The organism is Saccharomonospora azurea NA-128, from assembly GCF_000231055.2.
Classification (GTDB): Bacteria; Actinomycetota; Actinomycetes; order Mycobacteriales; family Pseudonocardiaceae; genus Saccharomonospora; species Saccharomonospora azurea.
Genome location: NZ_CM001466.1, coordinates 3,506,112 through 3,520,695, shown reverse-complemented (window position 1 = coordinate 3,520,695; position 14,584 = coordinate 3,506,112). Strand labels below are relative to the sequence as shown.

The 14,584-nt window shown below is 70.0% G+C and carries 15 protein-coding genes; 3 read left to right on the top strand and 12 right to left on the bottom strand.

Features of this window, described 5'->3' with window-relative positions:
• Nucleotides 1-166: 166 nt before the first annotated feature.
• Together SACAZDRAFT_RS23865 and SACAZDRAFT_RS16185 are read left to right on the top strand one after the other, a co-directional pair.
• A complete protein-coding gene (locus tag SACAZDRAFT_RS23865) occupies nucleotides 167-430 on the top strand; it encodes a hypothetical protein (RefSeq protein ID WP_005443479.1) in 264 nt (87 codons plus the stop codon).
• A 44-nt stretch (nucleotides 431-474) separates the two neighbouring features.
• Entirely contained in the window at nucleotides 475-906 is a 432-nt protein-coding gene (locus SACAZDRAFT_RS16185; protein ID WP_005443472.1) for a hypothetical protein, read from the top strand.
• Between the two features lie 18 nt (nucleotides 907-924).
• On the opposite strand, the gene SACAZDRAFT_RS22580 is transcribed toward SACAZDRAFT_RS16185, so the two are convergent.
• From SACAZDRAFT_RS22580 to SACAZDRAFT_RS16165, 5 genes are all read right to left on the bottom strand, one after another.
• Nucleotides 925-1,518, bottom strand: coding sequence for a DUF3558 family protein (locus SACAZDRAFT_RS22580; RefSeq protein ID WP_082245316.1), 594 nt, complete (start codon nucleotides 1,516-1,518; stop codon nucleotides 925-927).
• The gene (locus tag SACAZDRAFT_RS16180) at nucleotides 1,478-1,945 is read right to left on the bottom strand and encodes a hypothetical protein (protein ID WP_005443470.1); all 468 of its coding nucleotides are present in this window, start codon (nucleotides 1,943-1,945) and stop codon (nucleotides 1,478-1,480) included. Before SACAZDRAFT_RS16180 ends, SACAZDRAFT_RS22580 begins: the two co-directional genes overlap by 41 nt.
• 127 nt (nucleotides 1,946-2,072) lie before the next feature.
• Nucleotides 2,073-6,422: a BREX system serine/threonine kinase PglW gene (pglW, locus tag SACAZDRAFT_RS16175; RefSeq protein ID WP_005443469.1), complete on the bottom strand. Its 4,350-nt coding sequence runs from the start codon at nucleotides 6,420-6,422 to the stop codon at nucleotides 2,073-2,075.
• Nucleotides 6,423-6,573: 151 nt separating this feature from the next.
• Nucleotides 6,574-6,882 (bottom strand): nucleotidyltransferase family protein, encoded by a 309-nt coding sequence (locus SACAZDRAFT_RS16170; RefSeq protein ID WP_005443468.1) that lies wholly within the window; start codon nucleotides 6,880-6,882, stop codon nucleotides 6,574-6,576.
• A 92-nt stretch (nucleotides 6,883-6,974) separates the two neighbouring features.
• Nucleotides 6,975-7,772: an exodeoxyribonuclease III gene (locus SACAZDRAFT_RS16165; protein ID WP_005443467.1), complete on the bottom strand. Its 798-nt coding sequence runs from the start codon at nucleotides 7,770-7,772 to the stop codon at nucleotides 6,975-6,977.
• Between the two features lie 54 nt (nucleotides 7,773-7,826).
• On the opposite strand from SACAZDRAFT_RS16165, the gene SACAZDRAFT_RS16160 reads away from it, so the two are divergent.
• Nucleotides 7,827-8,615, top strand: coding sequence for an MBL fold metallo-hydrolase (locus tag SACAZDRAFT_RS16160; protein ID WP_005443466.1), 789 nt, complete (start codon nucleotides 7,827-7,829; stop codon nucleotides 8,613-8,615).
• Nucleotides 8,616-8,617: 2 nt separating this feature from the next.
• Here the strand turns inward: SACAZDRAFT_RS16160 and SACAZDRAFT_RS16155 are convergent, their stop codons facing one another.
• The 7 genes from SACAZDRAFT_RS16155 to SACAZDRAFT_RS16130 form a co-directional block, all read right to left on the bottom strand.
• Nucleotides 8,618-8,923 (bottom strand): hypothetical protein, encoded by a 306-nt coding sequence (locus SACAZDRAFT_RS16155; RefSeq protein ID WP_005443465.1) that lies wholly within the window; start codon nucleotides 8,921-8,923, stop codon nucleotides 8,618-8,620.
• On the bottom strand, nucleotides 8,916-9,233 hold the full coding sequence (locus tag SACAZDRAFT_RS23030) for a hypothetical protein (protein WP_141630117.1): 318 nt from the start codon (nucleotides 9,231-9,233) through the stop codon (nucleotides 8,916-8,918). The genes SACAZDRAFT_RS16155 and SACAZDRAFT_RS23030 overlap by 8 nt, the downstream gene beginning before the upstream one ends.
• An 88-nt stretch (nucleotides 9,234-9,321) precedes the next feature.
• Nucleotides 9,322-9,636 (bottom strand): SH3 domain-containing protein, encoded by a 315-nt coding sequence (locus tag SACAZDRAFT_RS16150; RefSeq protein WP_005443464.1) that lies wholly within the window; start codon nucleotides 9,634-9,636, stop codon nucleotides 9,322-9,324.
• A gap of 114 nt (nucleotides 9,637-9,750) precedes the next feature.
• Nucleotides 9,751-10,710 (bottom strand): XdhC family protein, encoded by a 960-nt coding sequence (locus SACAZDRAFT_RS16145; protein WP_005443460.1) that lies wholly within the window; start codon nucleotides 10,708-10,710, stop codon nucleotides 9,751-9,753.
• Nucleotides 10,707-13,094, bottom strand: coding sequence for an aerobic carbon-monoxide dehydrogenase large subunit (locus SACAZDRAFT_RS16140; protein WP_005443458.1), 2,388 nt, complete (start codon nucleotides 13,092-13,094; stop codon nucleotides 10,707-10,709). Before SACAZDRAFT_RS16140 ends, SACAZDRAFT_RS16145 begins: the two co-directional genes overlap by 4 nt.
• Nucleotides 13,091-13,639: a (2Fe-2S)-binding protein gene (locus SACAZDRAFT_RS16135; protein ID WP_005443455.1), complete on the bottom strand. Its 549-nt coding sequence runs from the start codon at nucleotides 13,637-13,639 to the stop codon at nucleotides 13,091-13,093. The genes SACAZDRAFT_RS16140 and SACAZDRAFT_RS16135 overlap by 4 nt, the downstream gene beginning before the upstream one ends.
• Before the next feature lies 1 nt (nucleotide 13,640).
• Nucleotides 13,641-14,525, bottom strand: a complete 885-nt coding sequence (locus SACAZDRAFT_RS16130; protein ID WP_005443454.1) for an FAD binding domain-containing protein — start codon at nucleotides 14,523-14,525, stop codon at nucleotides 13,641-13,643.
• Nucleotides 14,526-14,584 lie beyond the last annotated feature (59 nt).

The window sequence follows — 14,584 nt, the reverse complement described above, 5'->3', positions numbered from 1 at the left end:
CCCGCCGAGGGGTTGTGCGCGCTGGCCGACCGGCTCTCCGCTCTTGCGGCGGAGCTGCACGCGCGGGCGGCCGAAATCGACGGTGTCGTGCTGGCGACGTGCTGCCGCGAACCGGCGGCGTTGCCCGCGCCACAGTGGGAGGCCCTGGAAGAGGGTGCTCGCGGAGATGTGCGAGCGCACGAGCGGCGCGCTGGAGGATCTGCACGACCGGGGGCGAGGCATCCTCGAAACGTGCCGCCCCGCAGGCCACCCCGCCCTCGCCCTGCCCGAAGGCGACTCACTGCGACGGCGTATTCAGCAGACCATCGGCGCGCTCGCCCACCTCGCCGACGCCGCCCCCGACGACGCGCGCGCCGTGCGGGCCACCGGCGAGACCGTGGCCGACCTGGCCCGCCACATGCTGGCGCACTCTCCGAACCCCGTGCCGTGACCGGAACCGCGCGCTACCCCTGGCTCCCGCGAGAAGGACCGACGATGACCACCGCAACCTACGTCCCGCCGACCCGACAGCAGGTCGAGACCATCAGGCGGGTCCTGGTCCACGAACGCGACATCGAACGAGCGGCCATCCTCCTGGCGGCGGCCACCTGCCCCGACGTCAAGGTCCCCCGCCTCCACTCGGCCGAGGCCGCGACGATCCGCGCCCAACGACCCCCAGCCCACCACGATCTGTCGGCCGCGCTACTGCGCATCACCAGAGCCATCGACACCGAAACGGAAGGGCTCTACCACCACCAGGACGCCGGACACCCCGACGCCACCCCAGCCCTGCGAGCCATCGCCTTCCGCCTACTCGAACTCGGCTTCACCATCGCCGAACACGCAGGCCTGCACACCCACGACATCGAAACCGCAGTAGCGCAGGCGTACGACCTACCGGGCTACGGTGACGAGGCGGCCGGATAGCCGCGACGACCGCTCACCTCACGGAAGCTCAGGCAACCGAGGCTCGACCATGCCCGCGATCACCTCGGCAACCTCGCATGAATCGTTTGATTCACTATCTCCGGAAACAGTAATGTCAACTCGCGACACCTCGTCAACTTTCATCGCGAAAACGCAATCATCAAATTTCGGATCTACCGTCCACACCGCCGGACGCTGGTTCACCTCATCAGAATGGACCCCACTACCGTTATCATTCACTGTTTCAATGCTTTGCGAATCTCGCACACCGACAGCGAAACCGAACCCGTCTCCTCCATTTTCGAAAGTATGTTGCCAATAGCACGTACGAGCACCAGCAGCCTCTTCGTATTCCTTTTCAAATTTTCCTACCTCGACCAGATCCTCTTCCGAAACCAACTCGCAGGGATCAATCGACAAGCTGAGTTGTCCTGATGGATTTGCACTCGTGGTCTGCACCCCACCAGAGGAGCCGCCTGGAGATATTTGAGGCTCTGCATGCCCAGACTCCTTCTCGGCACACCCAGAAGCGACCGCAAGCAGAGTTACTGCAGCAGCTATTCCTACCCGCTTAGAACTCACGGAATCCTTCACCCAAACCCTTGAGGACATCTTTCGCCGACTCTTCGTTTTCTTGATATTGCCCCGAAGCCCTGAGCAACGCTTCCCTGCTTTTCTTCAGAGTTATCTCGAGTGAATCAATAGCAGCACGGGCAGACCTGTCACCATTTGCCGCCTCATGCATATGCTGAGCGACTTTTCTCCCGTAATCGTGATCACCGAGCGGAGGGGCCTGCTCGAATACATTCAGCCCGTTCTTAATCCCAGGAATTCGGTCTATGAAGTCTTCCAGGACTTTGATGATCGGGTCGGCAGCTTCCTTCGTCACTTTGAAGCCGCCGGACTTCGCGGAGGCGACCATCTGGTCCGCCGAGCGGGTCACCTCCGCCATCGCCTCGGCACCCATCGACTTGTCCATCGCCGATATCACCTTGGACAGCGCGCCCCCAGGCACGGCCCTGCCAGCGCCATCGCTCATGTCTCTGAGCTCAGCCACAACTACCCCCCAAAAGCCGACGTCGCGGAACCGTTCGGCTTCGGAGTGTATCGACCGGCCCACCACCCGGAGCGCGATTGAGCCAAGCGCCACCCCAGGCGACAGCGCCTCAACTCGCCCGGTCAGCCACCTTCGGACCGTGCAGGAACTCCCGGTCCAGCACCACCCGCTCCGCCTCCGTCAACGCCTCCACCCGGAGACCGTCGAGCTGCGGCGCCTCCCGCTTCGAGTCGCCCGGACACAGCACCCACAAACCGTGCGGCCACGCCCGCGCCGACCGGGCCGCCTGCTGAAGGCCCGTCAGGAACTCGCGCCCGCCCAGGTCGGCGTAACGGCCGACCAGGCCTGCGTGGTGCAGCAGCAACACCGTGCGCTCGCCGTCGGACGCAGCCTCCAGACGGTCCCGCAGCCGCTCCCACGTCTGCTGCACGTACCGGCGGAAACCCGGCTTTGGGCGGCCTGTCCGCCCGAACCGCTCATCCAGCTTCCGCACCAGCTCCCAGTCCTGGCCGTGCTCGGCGACCAGCCCCCGGAACGTCGCCAGGAACTCGCCGTCCACATGCACCGCCCGCACCGCATACCGCGCCGCCAGCGACTCGGCCGCGCCCGGGAGGTGCGCGCCCCACAACGTCAACGCCACGAACCCGCCGTACTCCACGGCCCTGGTGAGCTTGTCGTGCAGCACGTCCTGCGGGTCCAGACCGCCAGACCACCGTGGGCCGCGACCGCTGCGTGACAGGCTCGACGACGACGCCAGCCGGGAGAACTCCGGCGCCGGAGGCCGGAACCGCTGCGCCTCGATGTCCCACTCCAGCGGGGTGCCCGCCTCGCGCAGCGCCTCCTCCAGCCGCACATACGTGATGTTCTCGGCCACCGCCACGGACGGGAACCGCGCCCGCACCTTCGCCAGCAGATCCGCGAGCGTGATTCCCGCATCGCGCCGCACCCCCACGGCTGCCTGCGACATGCGCAGCGCCCGCACCAGGTCCAGCTCCCGCGGATACAGCTCCGAGCGCGCCGACGCCGCCGCGTGCCGCGACATCACCGCAGCCAACTCCACGAGGCGGGTGTCCGCCTGCGACGGCAGCCCCTCCGGGGCCGACACCGCCCGCAACTCCCGCACCACCACGCCACGACCCGGCAGCGGGTCCAACTCGACCAGCTCGTCGGCCCGCGCCCCCAGCGCGACGGCGTAGTCGGCCAGCTCCGGAGCACTCGGCGCGTCGGTGCCCGGCAACGACTCCAACACGATCAACACGTGCTCGCCGCGCCGCAACGCCGAGAATCGTGGACCGTCCTCGTCCTCGCTCTGCTGCCGCTCCCACGCCTCGGTGTCCACCGCCGCGCGCACCACCGCCAACGCCTGCGCCAGCGCGTGCTCCCGGGTGTCCCGCTCCGCGACGCCGTATCGAGCCCGAACCGTGGCAGCCAGCTCGTGCGCCGGCATCACGCGGCCCGCCTCGGCGACCAGCTCCACCAGCTCGTCCCGCACCGCCGACAACCGCGGCTCGGCCGCCCACGCCTTCACCGCCGCGCGATAGTGCTGCGACACCGGGCCCTGCGTGATACCCAGCCGCCGGGCCACCTCGGTCTGCGTCGGCCACGGCGAAGGCGGCTCGTCGCCCTCCCCCACCGGCAGCCCGAGCGTGAGGCGCACGACATCCGCCTTACGCGAGCCCCGCCTGCCTCTCGGAGGCAGCAACACGGCAACCAGCTCGTCCACAGTGGAGCGGCCGGACGGCGAGTCCGACGCGGGACGGTCGGACTCGGAGGGCTGCAACAACGCCCGAGTCCACTGCTTGTGACGGCGGTTCAGCTCGTTGCGCACCACCTTCCCCGCGCCTCGCGCCCGGCTGATCTCGTACGGGCGCACCTGCTCCAGCAGCTCCCGCACCGTCGTCACCCCGAACGACTGCGCCAGCGACGCCGCACGCGGACTCAACCCGGCCACGTCGAGCTGCGTGTCAAGGGTGGCCCGCTCGGCGTGCGCGTCGCGGGTGGCCTCCAGCGTCTCTCCCTCGACACCCACCGTGTCGGGCGTGGTGAGCGGCTGGGCGGTGTCCGCCGCGGTGAACACCTCCCGCCAGGCGTCCTCCATCTGCCGCACCGTGTCGAACCGTCGGTTGACGTCCCGGTGCAGCGCACGCCGGAAGAACGCCGTCAACCCGTCGCGCAGCGCCGGTTCGAACAACTCCGCCGCCAGCACCGGAGTCTCGTCGGTGGTGGTGCGGGGATCGCTCACCCCGTCGCCCCACACCGGCCGCTGCCCAGACGCCATCTCGTGCAGCGTCACCGCCGCCGCGTAACGCTCGGCGTGGTCGTCGTAGGCGGGACGGCGGTTGGTGCCGAGGAACGGGTCCAGATACCCGCGGGTGCCCGCCGTGACGTCGCGCTCCGAGACGTCGGCCAGCGAGAAGTCGAACAACATCAGCTGTGTCGAGCGGTCGGCCCTGCGGTAGACGCCGAAGTTGTCCGGCTTCAGATCCCGGTGCCGCACGCCCTTACCCGCGAGCTGGTCCAACGCGATGAACAGGTCGCGGCCGTAACGCTCCAGGTTGTGGTAACTGAGCCTGCCCTCGGCGCGCAGATGCTCGCCGAGCGTGTAGCCCTGCGGGTCCTGCCCGCCCGCGTACTCCAGATCGAGCACGGTGCGGCCTCCCACCTCGCGGGGGCCGTCGAGCAACTGCACCACCACGCCGCCGCCCGCCAGCGCCAGGGCTCGGGCCTCGGCATGCAGGTGCTGCGCCTTGTCGTCGTCGAGCGCCACCTTCAACACCCGGCGCTCGGGCTGCTCGTCGTCGGTGTCCACCTTCCGCACCAGCAACGCCCGCGCCGTGGCCCCGGTGCCGAGCACCCGCTCGACCCGCCACTGCTCGTCCACCATCTGGCCCGCCGACACCGTGAGCGGGTCCACCACGGGCACGGACGACTCGGGCAGCGACTCCCACTCCGCCGCGTCCAGCCGCTTGAGGAAAGCGTCCGCCGACTCCAGCCGCTGCGACAGCTCCGTGCGGGTCGCGTCGAAGACCAGCGCGTCGAGGGCGTCGGAGATGCCGTCCGACACCGCGTAGGGGTGCAGGCCGTGGCTGTCGGCCAGCCACTCGATCAGGCCGCTGCGCTGCGTGGCGGGTGGCTGCCCCGTCAGGATCAGAAACGACACCGCGCCCAGGCCGAAGACGTCGAGATCCACCGGGTCGGCGTGCGGGGCGAACTCCGGCGCCAGATACACCTCCGCCGAGCCCGCCAGGTGTTCGCCCGTCAACGACGTCTTGCCCACCGTCGACAGCGACGTCGTGTCGAAGTCACGAGCGGCGGCCTGCCAGTCGGTGATCCGCAACACCGGGTCGGACCCGTCGTCCTTCGCCGACACCCACACCGAACGCGCCGACAGGGCGCGGTGGTAGAGCGAGCGGTGATGCGCGTACTGGACCGCCTCGGCGAGCTGGCGCACCAGATCGAGCCGCGTGTCGATGCTCAGCCGGTCGCCGTGCACGTCGAGGTAGGAGTCCAGCCGCAGGTCCGACGAGTTGTGGCGGAAGAGGATCGCGGGACCGCTCTGGTGCTCCCGGATCTGCACGGCCTGCGCGATGCCGCGGTGGGCGATGCCCTGCAACACCTGGTACTCGCGCCGCGCGGCCCGCTCCACCGACTGCCGCCGCTCTTCGGCGGCCTGCTGCTCGGTGAGGTAGATGCGGACCCGGCCCTCCTCACGCACGAGGCCCGTGCGGAACGCGAGACGGTCCTCCCACGTCGGGCCCGCGTCCAGCACCTCACCGGAGAGCTCCCAGTCGTCGCCGAACCGCAGATGCGCCGTCGACGCCCGGATGCCGATCTTCTCCAGCAGCTTCGGCAGCACGTGGCGGGAGAACTCCGGGCTGATCCGCTGGTGCTCCCGCTGCGGCGGGCGCGACAGCAGGTCACGCCAGATCCAGTCCAGACCGTCGACCTGCCCGTCACGGCCGTAGACGCGGGTGCGCTGCACCTCGTCGAGCTCCGAGGTCAGCCCCGGTGCGGACAGGAAGATCGCGGGTTCGATGCGCGGAATGCGGCCGGTGTAGTGGTTCTGCTTGGCCGCCCACTCCAGACGCGTCTTGAGATCCTTGCACTTCAGGTCGGTGAGATGCAGTGGGTTGCGGAACGAACGGGGCCGCTTCGTTCCCTCCCTGAAGAAGCTCCACGTCTCACCGTTGTTCACCACACGCCCGGTGTGCCCTTTGAGCTCCACCAGGTAGAGCCCACCGGGAACAGCGATCAACAGATCGCATTCGTTGATACGGCCAGATGCCGCAGTGAAGGAGAACGTCGCCCACGCGCGATACGGCTCCGCCTGCGGCATCAACCTGCGAACGTGGTCCAGGCCGTCCTGCTCCCAGGGATACGGTGACGTCCGCTCCTGGAACCACCGCGGTTGCGCGGGCGGAGGAGCTGGCTTCGGTACCGGCCTCCGACCGTCGGACATCCCGCCACCTTCCCTGACCCGGATCACATCGACGGCTCGTGATCTTACCGCCAATGTTCGGTCGGTGGCGGTCAGTAACCGACGATCCTGTCGTGCTGGGCTACGGCGGCTCGCCTACGAACGTCGCGCATCCAACACCCGCCGAAGCACCTCACGCCGCATAGAGGTGTTCCCTGCTCTCGAGCACCGACCGCCGGAAATAGGGATTGCGGATCGCCGTGGCGCTGACGAGGTCGACCGGACGGCCGAGAATCCGCTCCAGCCCTTCCTTCAGGGTGAAATGGGTGTCGAAGTAGTCGACCTCCGGGCTCGAATCGAATTCGACGAGGACATCGACGTCGCTGGACTCGGTGTCGAACGAGTCCCCCACAGCGGAACCGAACACGTCGAGGCGACGCACCGCGAGCGAACGGCAGAGTCTCTCGATCTCGCCTCGTTTCGCCTTGACGAGCTCGTGCACGGAAACGACACCTCCCGCATCCGATTGTGCCCCACCGAGCCCCACAGTCCCAGTTCACGGGCTGGCCGTTTCATAACGGGAGGAATCCGCCCTCACACGTCGTACGTCGCCGTCACCGGCGCGTGGTCCGACCAGCGCTTGTCGTAGCTCTCCGCCCGTTCCACCACGAACGACGTGCAGCGGTCCGCCAGGCCCGGCGTGGCCACGTGGTAGTCGATCCGCCAGCCGGCGTCGTTGTCGAAGGCCTTCCCGCGGTACGACCACCACGTGTACGGGCCCGGGCCTTCCGGGTCGAGGCGCCGCTGGACGTCCACGTAGCCCAGTTCGTCGAACACCCGGCTCAGCCAGGCCCGCTCCTCGGGCAGGAAGCCCGCGTTCTTGCGGTTGGCCTTCCAGTTCTTGATGTCGAGCTCGGTGTGGCCGATGTTCCAGTCGCCGCACACCAGCACCTCCCGGCCGTCCGCGGCTGCCTTGTCCCGCAACCCACCCAGGTACGGCAGGAACCCGGCCATGAACCGCTCCTTCTCGTCCTGCCTCGGGGTGCCGACGTCTCCGCTCGGCAGGTACAGGCTCGCGACCACCACGCCCGGCAACCACATCTCGACGTACCGGCCGCTGTCCTCGAACTCGGCCTCGCCGAACCCGACGCGCACGCTGTCGGGCTCGATGCGGCTGTAGAGGGAGACGCCGTTGCGGCCCTTCGTCGCGCACGGCGCGTGGATCGTGTGCCAGCCCTCCGGTTCCCGCAGTTCGGCGGCGAGGACGTCCGGTTCGGCCCGCACCTCCTGGCACGCCACGACATCGGCGGAGGTGGCCGCGAACCACTCCGTGAAACCCTTCTTGGCGGCGGCGCGCAGGCCGTTGACGTTGACAGACGAGACGGTCAGCACGGGAGGCAGGTTACCTGCGCCTCCGACCCGGTCGGCTCTGCCACACTCACCGGCATGGCCGAACTCACGGTGCTGGGCAGCAGCGGCGCCTGGCCCGAGGCGGGGCGCGCGTGCAGCGCGTTCCTCGTGCGGGACGGCGGCGCGCGGATCGTGCTCGACCTCGGCTACGGCGTGTTGCCACGGCTGCTCGCGCTGTGCCCCGACGGGGAGGTCGACGCCGTCGTGATCACCCACGAACATCCGGACCACTGCGTCGACGTCAGCGGCCTCGCGCGGGTGCGGCACTACCACGCTGCCGGGCGCCCCCGCGTCCCCCTGTACTGCACGGCCGGTGTGCTCGACGTGCTGCGCGCCGCCGAACCCACCATCGACCCCGAATCGGTGTTCGACGTGCACGTCGTCCACGGGCGTGACTCATGGCGGGTGGGCGAGCACGTCGAGGTCACGACCGTGCCCGTGCCGCATCACGTGCCCGCCGTCGGCGTACGCCTGAGCGGGCCGAGCGCGACCATCGCCTACACGGGCGACTCGGGACCGGCCGACGCCCTCGTCGAGCTGGGCGCCGACGCCGACCTGTTCGTCATGGAGGCGACCCTCACCGAACCCGACCCCGGCGAGGTGCCACGGCTTCTGACCGCCGGGCAGGCCGCCGAGCTCGCGGAGCGGGCCGGCGCCGCGACGCTGATGCTCACCCACTTCTGGCCCGGCGCCGACCGCGAGACGGCGGTGCGGGAGGCATGCGCCGTGTTCTCCGGTGACGTCCTGGCCGCCGAAGAGGGACACACGCTCACACTGCAGCGACCGGTTCAGCCGCAATCCTCGCTCCGCCTCGACGGCACCTGAAGCTATGCCGCCAGCTGTCGCCGGAGCTGGTCGAGCTCCTGAGCGATCCTGTCCACAGTCCGCACGGGGGACTCCGAACCCGCGCGCAATTCGTTCAACACCCACCCGCGCACCAGGGCGGAAGCCGGAACGTCCAACGCGGCAGCGAACTGCGTCAGCTCGTCGAACTCCTCGGGCGTCAGCCTGACCGACAACACCTTGGCGCGTCCCCGGCCCGGCCGTGAGGCCTGCTCCGAGAGCGGCTCATCAGACGCGTCCTCCGCTTCGGCACGGTAGTCCCGCATGTCCTGCTCCGAGATCTCACTCATCGCCAGCTCCCTTCCAGTACTGACGCAGCGGGGCACCCCGCGTTTTCCATGCGGACGCCCCATGCAGCACTCCTGCGACACCACGCAGAGCCACCACGGTGATGACCATCTGCGCAGACGGCGAGTAACCAACGACCCGCACACTGTTGGCATGCGCTGATCGTGGGTCCGGTTCGTCGACCAGCCGATCGGGATCGTTGACAGCCTCTGCCGTCCATCCTGGATCGATATCGACCGAGTCGGCATAGCGAGCGGATCGAGTCAGTATGTGTTTTCGCGCCTCTTCGTCCCACTCGATCCGCTCGACCATGCATGACATTGTATGACAGCGCGGGGCGGCGGGCCATCGACGCGGTGGGAGAACTCTTGAACTCCTAGTTCGTACGACCCCCAGGACCTCAGCCGCAGTCGGCGCCCTCGGCGGGCTCCAGGTAGTCGTCGGAGGCCCATTCGCCGTCGTCGAGTTTGCGGAAGCCGTCGCGGGTCTCGGTGGTGGCGTCGACCTCCTCGTCCTCGCGCAGCTTGTCGACGATCTCGCGGTCCTCGCTCGGCCCCGCGCGCACGTTGAGGACGTCGGCGGTGACGACGACCGTGCAGCCCGCCTGCTCGCCGGAACCGCCGCTCGCCGCGTCCGAACTGCGCTGTTCCGCGCCGCTTGTGTAGATCACCGCGAGGCCGAAGACCACGCCGATGATGATGAACGCCCGCTTCACTGTCTTCTCTCCTCGCGCGCGGCGACACGGACCCGCGAGCAGACTAGGGAGATTCCGGGCGCCGGGACAGGCCCGTGCGGAGGAACCGGCGTCCACCGGCGCGGTGGTCGTCGCTCACGGAGCGTGAGCCGCACCGGCTGCCACGTAGCGGGCGGGGTCGGAGGCGAACCGATCGGCGCAGCCCGTGCAGCAGAAGTGGTACCGGCGGCCGTCCCGGATCACGTGCGGTGTGGTGGGGCCGACGGCGACGGACATGCCGCACACCGGGTCGACCGCCTCGGGCACCTCGGCGGCGCCGCTCACGTCGGCAGGCACGGCGCCGGCGCTGGTCGACGAGCGGGTCGCGATCAGCTCCGCATACACCGACAGGGCGATCTCGTGGGGCGTGCGGGCGCCGAGATCCAGCCCGGCGGGCGTGTGCACGCGGTCGGCGCCGGGCTGGGCCAGCTCGCCGAGCACGGCACGGCCCCGCCGGGGACTCGCGATCAGGCCCACGTAGGGAACCTCCGCCCGCAGCGCCGCCGTGAGGACTCCCTCCTCGTCGCGACCGTGTGAGGCGACCACGACGGCGCGGGTGTCGGCGGTGAACTCGGGATCCGCCGCGCACGCGCGGACGTCGTAGCCCAGGACGGCCCCCACCTCCCGCAGCGCCCTGGCGATGGGCGAGTCGCCGAACACCTGCACCAGCGGCGCGGGCAGCTGCGGCTCCAGGAAGACGTCGACCGCGCCGCCGGACAGGCACGGGTTGGCCACGGTGACCGTGTCCTCAACGTCCTCGACGTCCCCGACGTCCCCGACACGGCCCGCGCCGCCGTCCTCCGTGGCCGCGTCCGGGGTGATGCGCAGGACCACGGGCCGCCCGGACGCCAGCACCCTGAGCCCCTGCAACCGCACGGTCGACTCGGCGCACACGCCACCGACGAAGCCCTCCACGGTGCCGTCGGCGAGCACGAGAGCCCGATCGCCCGGCCGCGCGCTCGTGGGCCTGCGCGCCCGCACCACCGTGGCCAGGACGAACGGCGCGCGCCGCTGCCGCAACTCCTCGGCGTGCGCGAAGAGCGCCCGGTCCGTCATGTGATCGCCAGATCCGTCCGCAGGGGCCGCCCCTGCATGGCCCGCCACACGACCGCGGGTGTCATCGGCATGTCGAGGTGCCGGACGCCGTACGGTGCCAGGGCGTCGACGACGGCGTTCACCACGGCGGCGGGCGAGCCCACCGTCGCCGACTCCCCGACGCCCTTCGCGCCGATCGGGTGGTGCGGCGACGGCGTCACCGTCTCGCCGAGCCGCCACGACGGGCACTCCATCGTGGTCGGCAGCAGGTAGTCCATGAACGATCCGCCGAGGTGGTTGCCGTCCTCGTCGAAGGCCATGACCTGCATCAACGCCATGCCGAGCCCGTCGGCGAGTCCGCCGTGGATCTGTCCTTCGACGATCATCGGGTTGATCCGGACCCCGCAGTCGTCCACGGCCACGAAGTCGCGGACCTTCACCTGGGCGGTGTCGGGGTCGACGTCGACCACGCACACGTACGCCCCGAACGGGTACGTCAGGTTGGGCGGGTTGTAGACGGTCTGCGCGTCGAGGTGGCCCTCGACCCCCTCGGGCAGGTCGAGGTCGGAGTGCGCGGCCATCGCGATCTCGGCGATCGTCGCGCCCGACGTGGGATCGCCCTTGACGAAGAACCGGCCCTTCTCCCAGTCGAGGTCGCCGGGGTCGACCTCCAGCATCGCCGACGCCACGAGCCGCGCCCGCTCCCGCACCTTGCGGGCCACGACGGCGGCCGCCGCACCGGACACCGGGGTCGACCGCGACCCGTAGGTGCCGAGCCCGTACGGCGTCTGGTCGGTGTCGCCGTGCACGACGTCGACGTCATCGGGCGGGATGCCCAGCTCCTCGGCCACGATCTGCGCGAACGTCGTCTCGTGGCCCTGTCCCTGCGTCTGCACCGACAGGCGCAGCACGGCCTTGCCGGTGGGGTGGACGCGCAACTCCGCGCCGTCGGCCATGCCCAGCCCCAGGATGTCCATGTGCTTGCGCGGTCCGGCGCCGACGGCCTCGGTGAAGAAGCTGAGGCCGATGCCCATGAGCTCACCGCGCTCGCGGCGTTGCCGCTGTTCCTCGCGGAGCTCGTCGTAGTGGGCCGCCTCCAGGGCCGCGCGCAGCGTGCGCGGGTAGTCGCCGGAGTCGTACTCCCACCCGGTGGCGCTGCGGTACGGGAACTGCTCGGGCCGCAGCAGGTTGCGCATGCGCAGCTCGGCCGGGTCCATCCCGAGGTCGCGCGCGAGCACGTCCACGAGCCGTTCCACGAGGTAGACGGCCTCGGTGATGCGGAACGAGCACGCGTAGGCGACCCCGCCCGGTGCCTTGTTGGTGTAGACGCCGGTGAGTTCGCAGTGCGCGGCCTGCAGGTCGTAGGAGCCGGTGAACACGCCGAAGAACCCGGCGGGGAACTTGCTCGGCTGGGCGGTGCCGTTGAACGCGCCGTGGTCGGCCAGCACCTTCACCCGCAGGCCGAGGATCCTGCCGTCGCGGGTGGCCGCGATCTCGCCGTGCATGTGGTAGTCGCGGGCGAACGACGTGCTCATGAGGTTCTCGGAGCGGTCCTCCACCCACTTGACGGGCTTGCCGGTGACGATCGAGCCCACCACCGCGCACACGTAGCCCGGGTAGATGCCGACCTTGTTGCCGAAACCGCCGCCGATGTCGGGCGAGACGACCCGGATCTTGTGCTCCGGAAGCCCGGCCACCAGCGCGTACACGGTGCGGTGGGCGTGTGGTGCCTGCGTGGTGGTCCACACGGTGAGCTTGCCGGTGACCGGGTCCATGTCGGCCACGGCGCCGCAGGTCTCCATCGGTGCGGGGTGCACGCGCGGGTACAGCATGTCCTGCGCGGCCACCACGTCGGCGCGCGCGAACACGCTGTCGGTGGCGGCGGCGTCGCCGGTCTCCCAGTCGAAGATGCGGTTGTCGGCACGCCCCTCGATGTCGTCGCGGATCACGGGGGCGTCGGCGTCGAGGGCCCGCGTCGCGTCGACGACCGGAGGCAGCGGGTCGTACTCGACGTCGATGAGCTCCAGTGCGTCACGCGCCGCGTACCGGTCCTCGGCGACGACGAACGCGACCTCCTGGCCCTGGAACCGCACCTTGTCGGTGGCCAGCACGGCCTGCACGTCGTGCGACAACGTCGGCATCCACGCGAGGTTCAGGCCTTCGAGGGTGTGCCCGGTGATGACGGCCCGCACCTTCGGATGTGCCTGCGCGGCGCTCGTGTCGATCGAGACGATGCGCGCGTGCGCGTGGGGGCTGCGCAGCACGGCGCCGTGCAGCATGCCGGGCAGGGTGATGTCGTCGACGTAGCGGCCGTGTCCGCGCAGGAAGCGTTCGTCCTCCTTGCGCGGCATGCTGCCGTACCCGATCGGATTGCTGCGCTGGGTGGGAACGTCCGCGGTGGTCATGCCTGCACCTCCGAGCCCGGCCGGGTCCGCGGCGCGGACGTCTCGGCCCTCTGATCGGGAATCGCGTCGGAGACGGCGTGGGCGGCGGCCTCGTGCTCGGCGGCCCAGCGCACGGAACGCACGATGTTCTCGTAGCCCGTGCAGCGGCACAGCTGTCCGGACAACGCCTCGCGGATCTCCTCCTCCGACGGCGTCGGGTTGCGGTCGAGCAGCCAGCGGGCGGTCATCATCATCCCGGGCGTGCAGAACCCGCACTGAAGCCCGTGTTCGGCCCGGAACCCCTCCTGCACCGGGTCCAGCCCGGCCGAGGTCTCCAGGCCCTCGACGGTGCGGATCTCGTGCCGGTCGGCCATCACCGCCAGCACGGTGCACGACTTCACGGGCATGCCGTCCATGAGCACCGCGCACGCGCCGCAGTTCGACGTGTCGCAGCCCCAGTGCGTGCCCGTGAGTCCCAGTTCGTCGCGCAGGAAGTGCACGAGCAGCAGCCTTGGTTCCACGTCGCGCGTGTACGGCTGGCCGTTGACGGTGACGGTGATCTCCATGTCACGACTCCTCGTGGTTGCCGTGGCCGCGCCAGCGGCCGGCGGCCTTGCGCAGCACACGCGTGGTGAGCGTGGCGGCGAGGTGACGCTTGTAGTCGGCGGGGCCGCGCTGGTCGGCCACCGGGGAGCAGTGTTCGGCCGCGATGGTGCCCGCCTCCTCGAAGCGGTCGTCGGTGGCGGGACCGCCGAGGAGGTATTCCTCGGCTTCCGGGGCTCCGAAGGACGGCGCGCCGACGGCGGTCAACCCGAGGCCGACCCACGCGATGTGCCCGTCGTCGAGCCGCAACGCCGCTCCCGCCGACGCCACGGCCCAGTCCCCCGAGCGGCGCTCCACCTTCAGGTACGCCGACGCGGACGAGCGGATCGGCACGCGCACGCCCACCAGCAACTCGCCCTCGTCGAGCACCGTGGAGTACGGGCCGGTGAAGAACTGCCGCACCGGCACCACCCGGTCGCCGTCCAGGCCCCGGATCAGTGCCACCCCGTCGAGGGCGACGAACACGGCGGCGAGGTCCTCCGAGGGGTCGGCCTGGCACAGCGAGCCGCCCACCGTGCCGCGGTTGCGCACGGCCGGGTCGGCGATGACGCGCTCGGCGTCGTGCAGGATCGGGAAGTGCTCCCCGATCACGGGCGAGTCGAGGAGCTCCGCGTGCCGGACGAGCGCCCCGATGGTCACCGAGTCCCGGTCGACCCCGATGCGGGACAGCTCGTGGACGTCGTTGATGTCGATCAACGTCTCGGGTTGCGCGAGCCGCAGCTTCATCATGGGGATCAGCGAGTGACCTCCGGCCACCACCATGCTGTCGTCGCCGTAGGCGTCGAGCAGGGCGAGCGCGTGCTCGACACTCGTCGCCTTCTCGTACTGGAACTGCGCGGGCACCTGCATACCGCCAGGCTCGGCCCCCGTCGGCGGGGTGGCAACGGCGCTATAAGCGACCGGTTATC

Excerpts from the sequence above, each read along its gene's own strand:
- SACAZDRAFT_RS16145 (WP_005443460.1), bottom strand. The coding sequence starts at position 10,710 with ATGACGGACCGGGCGCTCTTCGCGCACGCCGAGGAGTTGCGGCAGCGG.
- SACAZDRAFT_RS16140 (WP_005443458.1), bottom strand. The coding sequence starts at position 13,094 with ATGACCACCGCGGACGTTCCCACCCAGCGCAGCAATCCGATCGGGTAC.
- SACAZDRAFT_RS23030 (WP_141630117.1), bottom strand. The coding sequence starts at position 9,233 with ATGGTCGAGCGGATCGAGTGGGACGAAGAGGCGCGAAAACACATACTG.
- pglW (WP_005443469.1), bottom strand. The coding sequence starts at position 6,422 with ATGTCCGACGGTCGGAGGCCGGTACCGAAGCCAGCTCCTCCGCCCGCG.
- SACAZDRAFT_RS23865 (WP_005443479.1), top strand. The coding sequence starts at position 167 with ATGTGCGAGCGCACGAGCGGCGCGCTGGAGGATCTGCACGACCGGGGG.
- SACAZDRAFT_RS22580 (WP_082245316.1), bottom strand. The coding sequence starts at position 1,518 with ATGTCCTCAAGGGTTTGGGTGAAGGATTCCGTGAGTTCTAAGCGGGTA.
- SACAZDRAFT_RS16135 (WP_005443455.1), bottom strand. The coding sequence starts at position 13,639 with ATGGAGATCACCGTCACCGTCAACGGCCAGCCGTACACGCGCGACGTG.
- SACAZDRAFT_RS16130 (WP_005443454.1), bottom strand. The coding sequence starts at position 14,525 with ATGCAGGTGCCCGCGCAGTTCCAGTACGAGAAGGCGACGAGTGTCGAG.
- SACAZDRAFT_RS16185 (WP_005443472.1), top strand. The coding sequence starts at position 475 with ATGACCACCGCAACCTACGTCCCGCCGACCCGACAGCAGGTCGAGACC.
- SACAZDRAFT_RS16155 (WP_005443465.1), bottom strand. The coding sequence starts at position 8,923 with ATGAGTGAGATCTCGGAGCAGGACATGCGGGACTACCGTGCCGAAGCG.
- SACAZDRAFT_RS16180 (WP_005443470.1), bottom strand. The coding sequence starts at position 1,945 with ATGAGCGATGGCGCTGGCAGGGCCGTGCCTGGGGGCGCGCTGTCCAAG.
- SACAZDRAFT_RS16160 (WP_005443466.1), top strand. The coding sequence starts at position 7,827 with ATGGCCGAACTCACGGTGCTGGGCAGCAGCGGCGCCTGGCCCGAGGCG.